The 15,290-nt window shown below is 67.6% G+C and carries 17 protein-coding genes; 11 read left to right on the forward strand and 6 right to left on the reverse strand.

What is annotated here, in order from left to right; all coding sequences use genetic code 11:
- The 3 genes from ACZ3HL_RS14800 (at position 1) to ACZ3HL_RS14810 (ending at position 2,847) form a co-directional block, all read left to right on the forward strand.
- Positions 1–501 carry a P-loop NTPase family protein gene (locus ACZ3HL_RS14800; protein ID WP_465531365.1) on the forward strand — a complete coding sequence of 167 codons (501 nt, stop codon included), beginning with the start codon at positions 1–3 and terminating at the stop codon, positions 499–501.
- A gap of 44 nt (positions 502–545) precedes the next feature.
- Positions 546–1,028, forward strand: a complete 483-nt coding sequence (locus tag ACZ3HL_RS14805; protein ID WP_465531367.1) for an FxsA family protein — start codon at positions 546–548, stop codon at positions 1,026–1,028.
- Between the two features lie 76 nt (positions 1,029–1,104).
- Complete coding sequence (locus ACZ3HL_RS14810; protein WP_465531369.1) at positions 1,105–2,847, forward strand: ATP-binding protein; 1,743 nt, start codon at positions 1,105–1,107, stop codon at positions 2,845–2,847.
- Here the strand turns inward: ACZ3HL_RS14810 and ACZ3HL_RS14815 are convergent.
- Complete coding sequence (locus ACZ3HL_RS14815; protein WP_465531371.1) at positions 2,844–3,491, reverse strand: SCP2 sterol-binding domain-containing protein; 648 nt, start codon at positions 3,489–3,491, stop codon at positions 2,844–2,846. The genes ACZ3HL_RS14810 and ACZ3HL_RS14815 overlap by 4 nt on opposite strands.
- 29 nt (positions 3,492–3,520) lie before the next feature.
- Positions 3,521–4,156, reverse strand: a complete 636-nt coding sequence (locus ACZ3HL_RS14820) for an SCP2 sterol-binding domain-containing protein (protein WP_465531373.1) — start codon at positions 4,154–4,156, stop codon at positions 3,521–3,523.
- 127 nt (positions 4,157–4,283) lie between these two features.
- Here ACZ3HL_RS14820 and ACZ3HL_RS14825 point away from each other — a divergent pair, with 127 nt between their 5' ends.
- A complete protein-coding gene (locus tag ACZ3HL_RS14825) occupies positions 4,284–4,949 on the forward strand; it encodes a TetR/AcrR family transcriptional regulator (RefSeq protein ID WP_007032385.1) in 666 nt (221 codons plus the stop codon).
- Here ACZ3HL_RS14825 and ACZ3HL_RS14830 read toward each other — a convergent pair.
- Together ACZ3HL_RS14830 and ACZ3HL_RS14835 are read right to left on the reverse strand one after the other, a co-directional pair.
- Positions 4,932–5,831, reverse strand: a complete 900-nt coding sequence (locus ACZ3HL_RS14830; RefSeq protein WP_465531375.1) for a MaoC family dehydratase — start codon at positions 5,829–5,831, stop codon at positions 4,932–4,934. The genes ACZ3HL_RS14825 and ACZ3HL_RS14830 overlap by 18 nt on opposite strands.
- Before the next feature lie 2 nt (positions 5,832–5,833).
- Positions 5,834–7,168, reverse strand: coding sequence for a 3-oxoacyl-ACP reductase (locus ACZ3HL_RS14835; protein WP_465531377.1), 1,335 nt, complete (start codon positions 7,166–7,168; stop codon positions 5,834–5,836).
- Between the two features lie 92 nt (positions 7,169–7,260).
- On the opposite strand from ACZ3HL_RS14835, the gene ACZ3HL_RS14840 reads away from it, so the two are divergent.
- The 4 genes from ACZ3HL_RS14840 (at position 7,261) to ACZ3HL_RS14855 (ending at position 10,843) form a co-directional block, all read left to right on the forward strand.
- Complete coding sequence (locus ACZ3HL_RS14840; RefSeq protein WP_465531379.1) at positions 7,261–8,550, forward strand: acetyl-CoA C-acetyltransferase; 1,290 nt, start codon at positions 7,261–7,263, stop codon at positions 8,548–8,550.
- Positions 8,551–8,618: 68 nt separating this feature from the next.
- On the forward strand, positions 8,619–9,572 hold the full coding sequence (locus ACZ3HL_RS14845; RefSeq protein ID WP_126736186.1) for an ATP-binding cassette domain-containing protein: 954 nt from the start codon (positions 8,619–8,621) through the stop codon (positions 9,570–9,572).
- On the forward strand, positions 9,569–10,372 hold the full coding sequence (locus tag ACZ3HL_RS14850) for an ABC transporter permease (protein WP_034314193.1): 804 nt from the start codon (positions 9,569–9,571) through the stop codon (positions 10,370–10,372). The genes ACZ3HL_RS14845 and ACZ3HL_RS14850 overlap by 4 nt, the downstream gene beginning before the upstream one ends.
- A 99-nt stretch (positions 10,373–10,471) precedes the next feature.
- A complete protein-coding gene (locus tag ACZ3HL_RS14855; protein WP_465531381.1) occupies positions 10,472–10,843 on the forward strand; it encodes a YciI family protein in 372 nt (123 codons plus the stop codon).
- 57 nt (positions 10,844–10,900) lie between these two features.
- On the opposite strand, the gene ACZ3HL_RS14860 is transcribed toward ACZ3HL_RS14855, so the two are convergent.
- Both ACZ3HL_RS14860 and ACZ3HL_RS14865 read right to left on the reverse strand, forming a co-directional pair.
- Positions 10,901–11,407, reverse strand: a complete 507-nt coding sequence (locus ACZ3HL_RS14860) for a DoxX family membrane protein (protein WP_465531383.1) — start codon at positions 11,405–11,407, stop codon at positions 10,901–10,903.
- A gap of 129 nt (positions 11,408–11,536) precedes the next feature.
- Positions 11,537–12,568, reverse strand: a complete 1,032-nt coding sequence (locus ACZ3HL_RS14865) for a glycerophosphodiester phosphodiesterase family protein (protein WP_465531385.1) — start codon at positions 12,566–12,568, stop codon at positions 11,537–11,539.
- A gap of 71 nt (positions 12,569–12,639) precedes the next feature.
- Here ACZ3HL_RS14865 and ACZ3HL_RS14870 point away from each other — a divergent pair, with 71 nt between their 5' ends.
- The 3 genes from ACZ3HL_RS14870 to ACZ3HL_RS14880 all read left to right on the forward strand — a co-directional run bounded on the left by ACZ3HL_RS14870 (position 12,640) and on the right by ACZ3HL_RS14880 (position 15,274).
- Positions 12,640–13,401, forward strand: a complete 762-nt coding sequence (locus ACZ3HL_RS14870; RefSeq protein ID WP_465531387.1) for a MerR family transcriptional regulator — start codon at positions 12,640–12,642, stop codon at positions 13,399–13,401.
- A 277-nt stretch (positions 13,402–13,678) separates the two neighbouring features.
- A complete protein-coding gene (locus tag ACZ3HL_RS14875; protein ID WP_007032375.1) occupies positions 13,679–14,869 on the forward strand; it encodes an ATP-binding protein in 1,191 nt (396 codons plus the stop codon).
- A 255-nt stretch (positions 14,870–15,124) separates the two neighbouring features.
- The gene (locus tag ACZ3HL_RS14880; protein WP_007032374.1) at positions 15,125–15,274 is read left to right on the forward strand and encodes a hypothetical protein; all 150 of its coding nucleotides are present in this window, start codon (positions 15,125–15,127) and stop codon (positions 15,272–15,274) included.
- The last annotated feature ends 16 nt before the right edge of the window (positions 15,275–15,290 follow it).

Below are 15,290 nucleotides of genomic sequence, written 5' to 3' on the forward strand. Positions count from 1 at the left end.
ATGCGGCGCATCATGGTCGTCGGCTGCAGCGGTGCCGGGAAGTCGACGTTCTCGCGACGGCTCGGCGCCGCGCTCGGCCTGCCGGTCACCCATCTCGACCGGCTCTACTGGCGGCCGGGGTGGACACCGGCGCCGGACGCCGAATTCCATGCCGTCCAGCAGGAGGTCATCGCGTCCGATGCCTGGGTGATCGACGGCAACTACGGAGGGTCGATGCATCTCCGGCTCCCGCGAGCCGACACGATCGTCTTCCTCGACTACCCGCGCCGCGTCTGCCTCCGGCGGGTGCTGGTCCGGTGCCTGCGCGAGTACGGGCAGGACAAGCAGGCGTCCGGTTGCCCCGAAAGGCTGGACCTGGAGTTCTACTCCTACGTCTGGCGCTGGCCGAAGCACCATCGAGAACGGACGGTGCGGCGGATCGCGGAGCAGGGGGCCCACGCGCGACGGATCGTGCTGACCAGGCCACGCGAGGCCGAGGAGTTCCTGCGCCGGATCGGCTGACCGGGGGTTGGGAGCAAAACGGGCAAGCCGTACGTTGTCCAAGTATGGCTGTCGCGTTCCTGCTCTATGTCGTCGCCGAGATCGCCGCCGTGTGGGCGGTGGGCTCGGCCGTTGGCGTCCTCGGCACGATCGCGCTGCTCTTCGCCGGCGCGTTCGTCGGGTCCTGGCTCGCGCGCCGCGAAGGCGGCCGCGCCTTCCGCGCGTTCGCCGAGTCCGCACGGCTCGGCCGTCCCGCCGACGCGGAGAAGGAACTCACCGACGGGATGCTGATCGGGTTCGGCGGCCTGCTGATCCTGCTGCCCGGTTTCGTCAGCGACGTCATCGGCCTGCTGTTCATCCTGCCGCCGACGCGGAGTGTCGCGCGGAAGGTCTGGCAGAAGCGGATGGCGCGCCGGGCGGTCAAGTTCGCGAACCGCGCCCGCGGGCCGGTGATGGTCGTGGACAGCGAGGTCGTCGTGGACACGCCGCCCGCCGAGGCCGCCAAGAAGCAGCCGCCGGTGATCGAGGGCCGCATCGTCGAGGGCTAGGCGCCGCTCGACTTCGCCACTAGCTTCGCCACTACACTGCCAGTGGCGAAGCTAGTGGCGAAGCTAGGACGGCGACATGCTCCACGAAGAACTCATCGAGATCATCGCGAATCTCCGCGCACTCGGCGGTGATCATGCGTTCGTGGAGGCAAAACGCGCAGAGACGAAGCTGCCCAAGAGTGTCCGCGAGACACTCTCCGCCTTCGCCAACACCAACGGCGGCGTCCTGATCCTCGGCCTCGACGAAACCCAAGGTTTCGAAGCGACCGGCGTCCGAGACGCGGCGAAGCTGGAGGCGGATCTGGCCGCGATGTGTTCGGAGAACCTGGAGCCCCCTCTCCGGCCGCTGATCGGGACGCACCGCTTCGAGGACGCTGATCTGGTAGTGGCCGAGATCGCCGAACTGCCCACCGGCAGCAAACCCGCGTACAACCGCGGCACCGGCATGACACAGGGCAGCTTCATCAGGGTCGCCGATGGAGATCGGAAGCTGAGTCCCTACGAGGTCCAGTTGATGCTGGCGAACCGTGGTCAACCCCGAGACGACGAGCAGCCCGTCCCCGGCACCACGGTCGCGAACCTCGACGGAGCACTGACCGCCACCTTCCTGAGCCGCCTCCGCCGTCATCGCGGCAGAGCCTTTGCGAACCTCGACGACACCTCGGCGTTGCGCCGCGCGAAGATTCTCGTCGGAGACGAGTTGTCGTTGGCCGGGCTCCTGTCGTTGGGCGAGTATCCGCAGGAGTTCTTCCCTCAGCTCATGCTGACCTTCGTCCACTATCCGACCAAGTCCGGACCGGACCCACGAAGCGGGACGAGGTTCATCGACAACATCGCGGCCGAAGGTCCGATCCCGGCGATCGTCGACGAAGCCCTGGTCGCTCTCCGTCGCAACATGAAGCGTCGATCCACGATTCGTGGCGCGGGGCGCGCCGAGACTTGGGAATATCCCGAAACGGCTCTACGCGAGGCAGTGGTGAACGCCTTGGTCCATCGCGACTACTCCGGCCCCTCGCAGGGAACTCAAGTACAGGTCGAGATGTATCCCGACCGCCTCGTCATTCGCAATCCCGGGGGCCTCTACGGATCGGTTCGCGAGGAAAATCTCGGCGTGGAAGGCACGTCCTCGGCTCGCAACGCGACCTTGCTGAAGGTCCTGGAAGACACACCGCTACCAGGCTCAGACCGTCCGATCTGCGAAAATCGCGGCTCCGGAATTCCGGCGATGCTGGCCGCCATGCGCGACGCCAAGCTCAGTCCACCACGGTTCGCCGATGACATCTCCACTTTCTCAGCCACGTTCCCCAATCACACACTGATGGGAGACGGCGCCGTCCAGTGGATCGCGTCCCTTCACGAACATGGACTGACCGACAGTCAATGCCATGGTCTCGCGATGTTGTTCCACGGCGAGACGCTCAACAATCAGGCTTACCGTAACGCCAACAACCTCGACTCTCGTGTCGCCACCGATGAGCTCGGCGATCTGGTCGCCCGCGGTCTGCTCGTCCCCGCCGGCGGAAGGCGATACGCGCACTACACCCTCGCCGACGACGTTGTTCCAGCGTCTGTCGACGGCCCGGTCCGGGAACAACGCCGTGCCGATCGCCGTGAGGAGATTCTTTCGGCGCTGGACGAAAAGGAAGCGAGCCGTGCCGATTTGGTCGCGGAGACAGGTCTTCCTGACCGGACGGTGTCCCGGTGGATCGGCGTTCTTCTTCGCCAAGGCCTGATCGAGGCGACAGAGAAGAACCTGCGCAGTCCGAACGTCCGTTATCGCCGGACGCGGCAGCGGACCCTCGATGAAACAGGACGCTAGCCCCCGCTCGGCTTCGGGATGTCGAAGTACCCGCTGAACCGCACGGCCGGCGCGTACTCGCCCTTGACCTTCACCTTGCCCGTCACGAACATCGCCGCCACCGCCGCGTTGCCGGTGGCCATCCGGATGAAGTCGTCGACGGACAGCGTGATGGTGGTGTCCGGAGTGCGTGCGAGATCGGTGCTGGAAACGCAGACTCCGTCTTCGATGACCGTCTGAAAACGATCGAAACCGTCTTCTCCGTCACCGTCGGTAAAACGCCACGCGACGACGAAGTCGACATGCCGCGCGCGGTCCGGAACGAAATGATCCGACATTCTGCGGAAAATCTCGTCGAGGAACGCCGAACGCAGTTCCGGATGGTCGGCGATGGCCTTGAGCTGCTCCCGCGACGCGCGTTGCACGACGTCGACGAGAACCTCGGTCTCCAGCGAGCTCAGCTCGATGCCCGCACCGGTTTCACCCAGCATGTGCAGGGTTTCCAGCACCTGGGTGAACTGCTCGGGGCTCAGCTTGGCGAGTTCGAGCTTCTCAGCGAAGGCGTTGACGACGTGCTCGCCACCGGTGCGCGTTTTGTGCGGCCTCGACGGACGGGAAAGGCGTACCTTGTCCCGCCAGCGCCGGTTCGGGGAATTTCGGGGCACGGCACGGAAGTGTATCCGCTCGACCGGGTTCAAGCCGGTTTCGGAAGGTCGAAGAAACCGATCAATCCCGCCGCGAACGCCAGGTCACCTTTTACTTTGATCTTTCCGGTGACGAATAGCACAGCGGGCGTCGCCTGATGGGTGATGAGCCGGAAGAAATCGACGGGCGCGATCGTGATCGTCACCCTCGGCTTCCCCTTCATCTCACGACTGACCGTGCACTCGCCGTGCGAGATCACCGTTTCGTAGCGGTCGTACCCGCCGTCGCCGGTGCCGCCGGAGAGCCGCCAGTGCACGACGGCGTGCAGCGCCTTCGCGCGGTCCTGCCGGATGTGGGCACCCATGCGGTCGAAGATCTCGCGCAGCACCCGTTCCCGGAGCGGCCGTTCGGCGACGACGCTCTCGAGTTGCGTACGCGAGGCGCGCGCGACGAGGTTCGCGAAGCGGGCCGGGTCCACCTTGCGGAGGTCGAAGGCGGGCGCGGACTCGGCGAGCCGCCCCAAGGCGGTCAGCAGCCGCCGGACGTCGTCCTTGCCGAGGTCCTTCGGGTCGATGGCGCCCGCGACCTCGTTGACGTCGAGAGAGTGCGCTTCGGCGGAATCCGGCTCGATCCGTTCCAGCGCGTCGACCAGCGCGCGGCCGGCCAGCCCCACGATCTCGGTCATCTTCCCTCCAGTTCCGCCTACCCGAGCGTAAGGCTACCCGCGAGTAGGTAGGCGGGCAAGCGTGCCGAAATCACCCTTGCCGGTGGTGGCCCGGTAGCGTCTTACGCGAACCAAGGGGAGGTCCTGAGTGTCCGAGGAAGTGCCGCGTCCCGCCGAACGCGCCAAAAGGCTGCCGAGAGCGGTGCGGGAACGCCAGATCCTGGACGCTGCGGTCTCGGTGTTCTCGCGCTACGGCTATCACTCCGCGTCGATGGACGAGATCTCCGAGGTCGCCGGCGTGTCCAAGCCGATGATCTACACCTACCTCGGGTCCAAGGAAGATCTCTTCGGCGCGTGCATCCGCCGCGAAGCCACCCGTCTGCTGGAGGCCGTGCAGGACGGGATCAAACCCGATCTGCCGCCCGACATGCAGCTTTGGCACGGCCTTCGCGCGTTCTACCGCTTCGTCGCCGACTACCGCGAGTCCTGGACGGTGCTGCACCGCCAGGCCATGACCGTCGGCGGCGCCTTCGCCGCGGAGATCACCGACATGCGCACCCGCGCGATCGAGCTGGTCGCCGCGCTGGTCGTCTCCGCGGGTACCCGGAAGGGGCTCGGTGAGCAGGCCGAGTTCTCCGGCGCGGGGCTGTCCGCCGCGCTGGTCGGGGCGGCCGAGTCCCTGGCCGACTGGGCGCTCGACCACCCCGACGTCTCCGACGGCGTGCTCGCCTCGTGGCTGATGAACCTGGTCTGGCTCGGGTTCAACGACCTCGTCGAGGGCGAGATCTGGAAACCGTCAGAGAGCGACGACTGAGCCCTCCAAGTGCGGCTTCGGCTTGCGCGCGTTCCACAGCTCGAAAGCCCAGCCCCGCCCCACCGCCGCCCTCAAAGGAGACGCTTCGCGCCGCTCACCCAATTCAACGTCGCCTTCACTCCAGGTGGTGAAGGCCGCCTTGGCGGGCAGCAGGACCGGCTGCTTGAACTTGACGTCGACGGTGAACGCCTCCGGCAGCCTGCCCTCGAACGCCGAGAGCGCGTGCGCCTTCGTCCACATGCCGTGCGCGATCGCGGCCGGGAAGCCGAACGCCTTCGCGGTGATCGGGTGCAGGTGGATCGGGTTGCGGTCGCCGGAGACCTCGGCGTAGCGGCGGCCGATGTCGCCGGGCACGTGCCAGATCGCGTTGGCCGTCGGCTGGGTGAGCTGACCGCGCGCGGTCTTCTCGCCACTGCCGCCGCCACGGCGCAGATACGTGCTGACGTCCGTCCACACAGGACTGTCGCTGACCAGCAGCTCGCTGACGACGTCGAACTGCTGGCCCTTCTCGTGCGGGCGCAGATCCTCGGCGCGCACCCGCAGGGTGAACGACTCGTCGAGCCGCAGCTGCCGGTGCTGGGTGATCCGGTTGGCGACGTGCACCATGCCCAGCAACGGGAACGGGAAGTCCGCCTCGGTCATCAGCGCCATCTGCAACGGGAACGCGAGGATATGCGGATACGTCGCCGGGAGCACGTCGTCCAGCCGGAATCCGCACACCTGGTTGTACGCGGCGAGGTGCCCCGGATCGACGACGACGCCCTCGCGGACGAATTCGGTGCCCGGCAGCGTGCTCCCGCCGCTCTTGCGCAGCGAGCCGAGCAACGCCTTGGGGTACAGCGAAGACAGGCTGGGCGATTCGTGGAGTTCCTTGACGGGCATGGTCACGCCCCCAGCAGTGCCTGGCCGCAGACGCGGACCACGTTGCCGTTGACCGCGGCCGAAGCCGGGTTGGCGTACCAGGCGATCGTCTCGGCGACGTCGACCGGGAGCCCGCCCTGACCGAGGCTGGACAACCTGCGCCCGGCCTCGCGGATGAACAGCGGCACGGCGGCGGTCATCTTCGTCTCGATGAAACCGGGCGCGACGGCGTTGATCGTGGCGCCGTACTCGGCGAGCTTCGGCGCACCGTCGTTCACCATGCCGATGACGCCCGCCTTGCTGGTGGCGTAGTTGGTCTGCCCGACGTTGCCCGCGATCCCGGCGATCGACGAGACGCCGATGATCCGGCCGTTCTCGTGCAGCACCTTGTCCTTGAGCAGTTTCTCGTTCACCGCGAGTTGCGAGGCGAGGTTGACCGCGATGACCGAGTCCCAGCCGCCTTCGGTCATGTTGCCGAGCGTCTTGTCCCGCGTGATGCCCGCGTTGTGCACGACGATGTCGACACCGCCGTGGCGTGAGGTCAGGTACTCGGCGAGCTTCTCCGGCGCGTCGGCGGCGGTGATGTCCAGCTGCAGCGACGAGCCGCCGACCTTGTTCGCCACCTTGGACAGGTCCGCGCCCTGCGCGGGGATGTCGAGCGCGACGACGTGGGCGCCGTCGCGGCCCAGCACCTCGGCGATGGCCGCGCCGATACCGCGGGAAGCGCCGGTGACCAGGGCGACCTTGCCTTCGAGGGGCTTCGTCCAGTCGGCCGGGGCGGAGGCGGTCTTGGTCTCGGTGCCCACGCGGATGACCTGGGCGTCGACGAAGGCGGACTTCGACGAAAGCAGGAACCGGAGCGTGGACTCAGTGGCCTCTTCGGCTCCTTCGGCGACGTACACGAGCTGGGCGGTCGCGCCGCGCTTCAGCTCCTTACCGACGGAGCGCACGAAGCCTTCGAGAGCGCGCTGGGCGATCCTCTCGTGTCCTTCGGCCAGCTCCGGCGGCGTTCCGAGGACGACGACGCGGCCCGACGGCCCGACGCTCCGGATCACCGGGTGGAAGAAGTCGTAGACCTCGCGGAGCTGCTTCGGGTCCTTCACGCCTGTCGCGTCGAAGACCAGCGCGGCGTGCCTGTCCGTCGCGGCCGAGACGACCTCGATACCCGCGCGGTGCAGCTGTGCCTCGATCACCTTTTCGAGACGGCCGCCCGGCGCGGCACCCAGAAGTGCGGGACCCTCGAGAGCGGGCTGGCCGGGCTTGTACCGGCGGAGCGTCGCGGGGTTCGGCAGGCCGAGCTTCGGCACCACGAATTTCCCCACCGGGGATTTCGTGAACTGCTGGTACCTGTCAGCCATTACGTGCCTCCCGTGCAGTTTGCGTCACGTCGCAGTCTAACCTACTCGCTAGTAGGTTACAGTGTGAGAGAGCCTACGGAGGAGTGGAAAAAATGGCCACGAAAAGGACGGCACCCGTGCGCAAGGTCGCGATCATCGGCGGCAACCGGATCCCCTTCGCCCGCTCGAACGGTCCGTACGCGAAAGCGTCGAACCAGGACATGTTCACGGCCGCCCTCGACGGCCTGGTCAGCCGCTTCTCCCTGCAGGACGAGGTGATCGGCGAGGTCGCCGCCGGCGCGGTGCTCAAGCACGCCCGCGACTTCAACCTCGCCCGCGAAAGCGTCCTCGGCAGCAGGCTGAACCCCGCCACCCCGGCCTCCGACGTGCAGATGGCGTGCGGCACCGGTCTCCAGGCGATCGTCAACGTCGCCAACAAGATCGCCCTCGGCCAGATCGACTCGGCCATCGCGGGCGGCGTCGACACCACGTCCGACGCGCCGCTGGCGGTCAACGACGACCTGCGTCAGATCCTCGTGCAGCTCAACGCCGCGAAGACGCTCCCCGACCGGCTGAAGCTCGCCGCGAAGCTGCGCCCCGGCCACATCGTCCCCGAGATCCCGCGCAACTCCGAGCCGCGGACCGGCCTGTCCATGGGCGAGCACGCGGCGCTGACCGCGAAGGTCTGGGAGATCACCCGCGAGGCGCAGGACGAGCTCGCCGCGACCAGCCACCAGCGTCTCGGCGCCGCGTACGACAAGGGTTTCTTCGACGACCTGGTGACGCCGTACCTGAAGCTGGCGCGTGACCAGAACCTGCGGCCGGACTCCAGCGTCGAGAAGCTCGCGAAGCTGAAGCCCGCCTTCGGTGGCCCTGAGGGCACGATGACCGCGGGCAACTCGACGCCGCTGTCCGACGGCGCGTCGACGGTCCTGCTCGCGACCGAGCAGTGGGCGAAGGCGCGGAAGCTGCCGGTGCTGGCGTACCTGACGTTCTCGCAGACCGCGGCCGTCGACTACGTCCACGGTGACGAAGGCTTGCTGATGGCGCCCGCGTATGCCGTCCCGCAGATGCTCAAGCGTGCCGGGCTCACCTTGCAGGACTTCGACTTCTACGAGATCCACGAGGCCTTCGCCTCGCAGGTGCTCGCCACCCTCAAGGCGTGGGAGGACCCGCAGTTCGCGAAGTCGAAGCTGGGCCTCGACGAACCGCTCGGCTCCATCGATCGGGCGAAGCTGAACGTCAACGGCTCCTCGCTGGCGGCCGGGCACCCGTTCGCCGCGACCGGCGGCCGTATCGTCGCCACCCTCGCGAAACTGTTGAACGAGAAGGGTTCCGGCCGCGGACTCATCTCGATCTGCGCCGCCGGCGGCCAGGGCGTGACGGCGATTCTCGAAAAGTAGCGTTCGCCCGCAGCGGATCGGGGAAAAACCCCGGTGCCTTTGTCGGTGCCGGGGTCTAGGTTGACCGCATGTTCGCAGTTCAGGCGAAAGCGCTGGTCAAAACCTACGGGTCCACCCGGGCGCTCGACGGGGTCGACCTGTCGATCCCCCAGGGCAAGGTGCTGGGCCTCCTGGGGCCGAACGGTGCCGGGAAGACGACGACGGTCCGCATCCTGACCACGCTGCTCCGCCCGGATTCGGGCGAGGCGGAGGTGGCCGGGCACGACGTGCTGGCCCACCCCGACGCCGTCCGGCGGTCGATCGGGCTCTCCGGGCAGTACGCCGCCGTGGACGAGAACCTCACCGGGTTCGAGAACCTGTACATGGTCGGCAGGCTGTACGGGAGCAAGAAGGCCGCGGCGAAGTCCCGGGCACGTGAGCTGCTCGCCCGGTTCCGGCTGGAGGACGCGGCGGACCGCCCCGCCAAGACGTACTCCGGCGGTATGCGGCGACGGCTCGACCTAGCGGGCGCGCTGGTCGCCGAGCCGACCGTGGTGATCCTCGACGAACCGACCACCGGGCTCGACCCGCGCGGCCGGATCGACACCTGGGAGGTCATCAAGGAGCTCGTCGCCGACGGCACCACCGTGCTGCTGACCACGCAGTACCTGGAGGAGGCGGATCAGCTCGCCGACTCGATCGTGGTGATCGACAAGGGGAAGGTCATCGCGCGCGGCACCGCCGACGAGCTCAAGCAGGAGATCGGCGGCGAGCGGCTGGAGCTCGTCGTGGCGAACACGAGCGACCTCGCCATCACCACGCAGGTGCTGACCGAGGTCGGCTCGGGCACCCCGTCGGTCGACGAGCACACCCGCAAGGTCGACGTCCTGGTCGAGGGCGGGCCGAAGGCGTTGATCGAGGCATTGCGGCGGCTGGATGGCCACGGCGTCGCCATTCAGGACGTCGCGCTGCACCGGCCGACGCTCGACGACGTCTTCCTTTCGCTGACAGGACATGCCACGGACGAGGGGGACAAGAAGTGAGCGCGGTCGCGAAGGCCTTCTCCGACGGTGGCGTGATCACCTGGCGGAATCTGAAGAACGTCCAGCGCAACCCGGACTGGCTGATGGCAGCGACCCTGCAGCCGATCATGTTCGTGCTGCTGTTCGCGTACGTCTTCGGCGACGCGATCGGCGGCGAGGCGGGCGGGCTCGCGTATCGGGAGTTCCTGATCGCGGGCATCTTCGCGCAGACGGTCGCGTTCAACTCGGCGTTCACCGTGATCGGTTTCGCGAACGACCTGCAGAAGGGCATCATCGACCGGTTCCGTTCGCTGCCGATCTCGCGGCTCGCGGTGATCTTCGGCCGGACGACTTCGGATCTGGTGATCAGCGTGGTCGCGCTGATCGTCATGTCGCTGTGCGGGCTGCTCGTCGGCTGGCGGATCCGCGGCAGTTTCCTCGACGCGGTGCTCGGCTACCTGGTGATGCTGATGTTCGCCTGGGCGCTGTCCTGGGTCGGCGCGTGGATCGGGCTCGTCGCCCGCAGCGTCGAGGTCGCGCAGAGCGCCGGGCTGATGTGGATGTTCCCGCTGAGCTTCATCTCGACGGCGTTCGTCCCGGCGGACAAGCTGCCGGGAGTGCTGAAGGCCATCGCCGACTGGAACCCGTTCACCGCGGTGATCAACTCGGCCCGCGACCTGTTCGGGAACCGCTTCGGCGCGGCGCCGACGGGCTGGCCGGCCGAGCACGCTTCGCTGTACGCGATCCTGTGCTGCGTCGCCATCATCGCGATCTTCGCGCCGCTCGCGACGGCCCAGTACAAGAAGGTCGCGAGCCGCTAGGAAAACTTTCTGAATGAAATGTCGAACCGCCGTCGAGCCGCTCGACGCGTCGGTGAAGGCGGGGTAGAAACAGCCCCGCCAAGACACTGAGGAGCAGCGATGCGGTTTCTGATGATGCACCGGCTCGACGAGAGCGCCCCGGAAGCCTGGAACCCGAGCAAGGAGTTCATCGAGAAGATGGGCGCCTTCATCGAGGACTCGTTCGAGAAGGGCATCCTGATCACGGCGGAGGGCGTGCACCCCTCCGAGCGCGGCGCGAGGGTCCGCAAGGGACGCGGCGGCAAGATCACCGCGACCGACGGCCCGTTCACCGAGGCCAAGGAGGTCATCGGCGGGTTCGCGCTGATCAACGCCAAGGACCTGGCCGAGGCCGTCTCGTTCGCTGAGTCCTATGCCGCCCTGTTCGACGAGATCGAGGTCGAGGTGCGCACCGTCGTCGAGGCGGAGGACATCGAGGCCTTCACCTCATGACCCCCACGCATTTAGTCCTCTGGATGCGAGACGCATCCAGAGGACTAAATGCGGGCGTTACTTCGTGATGGCCTTCTCGGCCTTCTTCGCCAGCTTCTCGGCGCGCTTCTCCGTCTTGGAGGCAGCCCGCTTCGCGCGCCAGCCGAGCGACGGCTTGCCGGCGGTGTCGCCGGCGGCCAGCAGCAGGCCACCGGCGAGGCCGGCGTTCTTGATGAACTGGATCTGCTGCTGCTGACGTTCGGCCGGTTCCTTGATCTCCCAGAACCGGTGCGCGGCCAGCGTCGTCGGAACGAGGCTGCCGAGCAGCAGCAGCGAGGCCAGGCGCGGTGCCTTGCCCGCGGCGAGCGCGACCCCGGCACCGACCTTCACCACGGCGTCGATCCGGACGAGGGTGGCCGGGTCGCGCGGCACCGACTCCGGCACCACGCCCTCCAGCTTGTCGAAGGACTCGGTGAGGAACGGCTCCGCGGCTTTGGCGTGCCCCTGGGTGTCCCTCAGCGCGCCGATCCCACCGGAGATGAAGATCGCGGCGAGGAGCGGACGTGCGACGCGACGGAGAATCACGGTCGTAACCTTTCTGATCCGGACCCGGGAAACAAACCTAACCCCAGTCTTCCCGCCCGCCACGTCGCCGAACCGCGCTAACGGTGTATCCCGGAATATTTCTCTGACACTAGATAGAGCTAGATTCCCCTAGCGGGCTCGATACGCCTTGGGCAGCTTGAACCCGCGGTCCGCCGCGACCTCCCGCAGCCGGTCCGGGTAGTCGGTGATGATGCCGTCGACGCCGTCGTCGATGAGCTTGTGCATGGTGGCCGGGTCGTCGATCGTCCAGGGCACGACCTTGATCCCCGCGCGGTGCGCCTCGGTGACCAGAGCCTTCGTCGTGAACGGCCGGTAGTCCGGGTCGCCGACCTTGCCGCCCTGCGGGTTGCCGTGCACCGGCGAGAGCGCCTTCGCGCCGAACGACTTCACCGCGCGGACGGGGCTGCCGCCGAAGTCGTCGATGTCGAGCCCACCGAGCCACGGCGACTTGCCCGGCTGACCGGCCTGCAGGAACTCGGGCTGGGTCAGCGCGACCGTCGGGATCCAGGGCGCGACCTCACGGAAGCGCATCAGCGCGCCCCAGTCGAAGCTCTGGATCGAGACGTTGTGCGCGAACCCGCCGCGCACGATCTCGCGTACCGCCCGCTGGACGAACTGTTCACGCGGCGCGGTCTCGTGCGGCGCGGCGGCCTCGACCTTGGTCTCGATGTTGAACTTGATCCCCCAGGCGCGGTGGTCGCGGGCGAGCTGGAACAACTCGGCGAGCGTGGGCATCTTGGCGCCGGGGGAGAGCGTCTGGCCGGGATGCGCGGGCTGGCGGATCGAACCGCAGTCGAGCGTGCGGACCTGCGCGAACGTCAGGTCCTTCACGTACTTGCCGACGTACGGGTACGCCGGGTCGCCGGGCGTCGCGGGCGCGGTGTCGCGGCACTTCGCGGGTGTCGTCTTGCGGTCGTGGGTGATCACCTCCCGGCCGTCCTTGGTGATCTGGATGTCGAGTTCGAGGGTGGTCACCCCCAGCTCCATCGCCTTGCCGAACGACGCGAGCGTGCTCTCGACCGTGAGGCCGAGCCCGCCGCGGTGAGCCTGGATGTCGAAGGCGCGACGCGGATGCGCGTCGGCGACCCCGGCCGTCGTCAAGGTCAGCGCAGCGGCGATGACCAGCGCGAATGTCTTCATTCGTGAACCATGCCACGGACGGGTGAACTTCGATTGACTTTGACGCAACGTCAACCTCTACCTTCGTGGACATGCCGAACGAGACGGAGTGGTCGATCCAGGACATCGCCCGCTCGGCCGGGACCACGAGCCGCACGCTGCGCCACTACGGCGACATCGGGCTGCTCGAACCGAGCCGGGTGGGGAGCAACGGATACCGCTACTACGACCAGGACGCGCTGGTGCGGCTGCAACGGATCCTGCTGCTTCGCGAACTCGGGCTGAGCCTGCCCGCGATCGGCGAAGTCCTCGAGGGGGAGCAGGACACCACGGCGGCGCTGCGCACGCACCTGAAGTGGCTGGAGCAGGAGCGACAGCGGCTCGGACGGCAGATCGAATCGGTCAGGACGACCTTGAAGAAGACGGAGAGAGGTGAACAACTGATGGCAACGGAAGTGTTCGACGGCTTCGACCACACGAAGTACGAGAAGGAGGTCACCGAACGCTGGGGCGCCGACGCCTACAAGCAGGGTGACCGGTGGTGGAAGTCGCTGAGCGCCGAGGACAAGAAGGCGCACCAGCAGGAACAGAAGGACATCGCCGCCGCTTTCGGTGAGGCCCGCGCCAAGGGTCTGCCCGCCGACGGCGACGAGGCCCAGGCGATCACGCAGCGGCTGTACGAGTGGCTTCGGCCGGCCGTGCGGGCCGTGTCGAAGGGCTACTTCGCCGGTCTCGGGCAGCTGTACGTCGACGACCCGCGCTACGGGCAGTACGACGAGAAGCACGGCGCCGGCACCGCGGAGTACATCCGTGACGCGATGACGGTCTACGCCGAGCGCAACCTGAGTGAGTAGGAACGAGGGACGGGGCTGCAGACCCGTCCCTGTTCGTCTGTCGCGCGCTGACGAAGGCGCCCCGCAGGGCGGAGACCGCATGAAACCTCTGCTCGACCAGCAGCCGCCCTGCAAACCGCCTCCGTGGGCCTCCGGCCCGAAAGAGGCGCGCGACGGTGAAGTCTCCGCCGGGCGCAGAGCGCCCTTGGGGAGACCATTCGGCCCCACTACCGCGACACGCCTATCCCTCTATGGCGGAATATCGGACCGACGCTAGAAATGCCGATAGCGTGTGAGAGTGGATCCCATCCGCAACCCCTTCGCCCCGGGCGCCGGTCAACGGCCGCCCGAGCTGGCAGGCCGCGTGCGCGAGCTCCAGGCCTTCGAGGTCGTGCTCGAACGGGTCGCCCGCGGAAGACCCGAGCGCAGCCTGATGCTGACCGGCCTGCGTGGCGTGGGGAAGACCGTGCTGCTGGGCGAGCTGCGCTCAAGGGCCATCAAGCACGGCTGGGGCGCGGGCAAGATCGAAGCCCGCCCGGACACCGAACTCCGGCGGCCGCTTTCGGCCGCGCTGCACCGCGCGATCCGCGACCTCGCCGTGCGCCATCGCGCGCCGGACCGGGTCGAGCAGGTGCTCGGCGTGCTCAAGGCGTTCGCGCTGCGCGCCAACAAACCGGACGCGAAGCTCCGTGACCGCTGGCAACCGGGCATCGACGTGCCCGCCGCGCAGGGCCGCGCCGATTCGGGCGACATCGAGATCGACCTGGTCGAGCTGTTCACCGAGGTGGCCGAGCTGGCGGCCGACGTCGGCACCGGGGTCGCGCTGCTGATCGACGAGATCCAGGATCTGCTGCCGGAGGACGTTTCCGCACTCTGTGCCGCCTGCCACGAGCTCTCGCAGTCCGGGGCGCCGCTGGTCGTGGTCGGCGCGGGTCTGCCGCACGTGCCCGCCGTCCTTTCGGCGTCGAAGTCGTACTCGGAACGTCTCTTCCGCTACGCGCGTATCGACAGGCTGGAGCGCGAAGACGCCGACCTCGCGGTGATGGCGCCCATCGAACGCGAGGACGCGGGCATCGAACCGGAGGCGCTGGACGCCCTGTTCGACGCGTCGGGCGGATACCCGTACTTCATCCAGGCTTACGGCAAGGCCGCCTGGGATGCCGCTCCGGCGGATCCGATCACCGTGAAGGACGTCCAGGTCGCGGCGCCGGAGGCCGAGTCGGAGCTCGCGGTCGGCTTCTTCGGCTCTCGCTACGAGCGCGCGACGCCGGCCGAACGCGAGTACCTGCTCGCGATGGCCGAGCTGACCCAGGGCCGGGACGAGTCCGCCGGCACCGCCGATGTGGCCGTCTACCTGGGGCGGAAACCTTCGTCACTGTCTCCGGCACGGGACAGCCTGATGAAGAAGGGCCTGGTGTACTCCGCCGAGCGTGGGCACATCGCCTTCACCGTCCCGCATTTCGGCCACTACTTGCTCGGCCGGGACTAAGCCTCTCTCAGGCTTTATCGCATAAATCCTAGAAAGTGGTAGATAGGCCTACCGTCGCTTCGTGCTGCCTCCAGCGTTACCAAGAAGTGACCGGCACCACCAAATCCCTCCGGTTTTACGCGCTCGTTGCCGATGATTCATCGGCAGGTGTGCCAAGTCACCGGATAATCGTTGGCTTCCTTGTGAAAAAGGGTGCATACTAGAAGCACAGCCACGAAGACGCAAGATCTACTCCCAAGGGGATGACAAAAACCGATGAACAACATCGCCGCCAAGCTCCGTGCCCGTCGCGCCGAGGCTCGCACTCGCCGGGCCCTGAACCGGGCGATCGACACCGCGGCCACCGCGACCGTTCGTCAGGAGCTCATCGCTATCTCCCAGGCGCGTCACACGCACATGCGCTGACCCGACGACAACCGTT

The organism is Amycolatopsis sp. NPDC000009 (genome assembly GCF_055563465.1).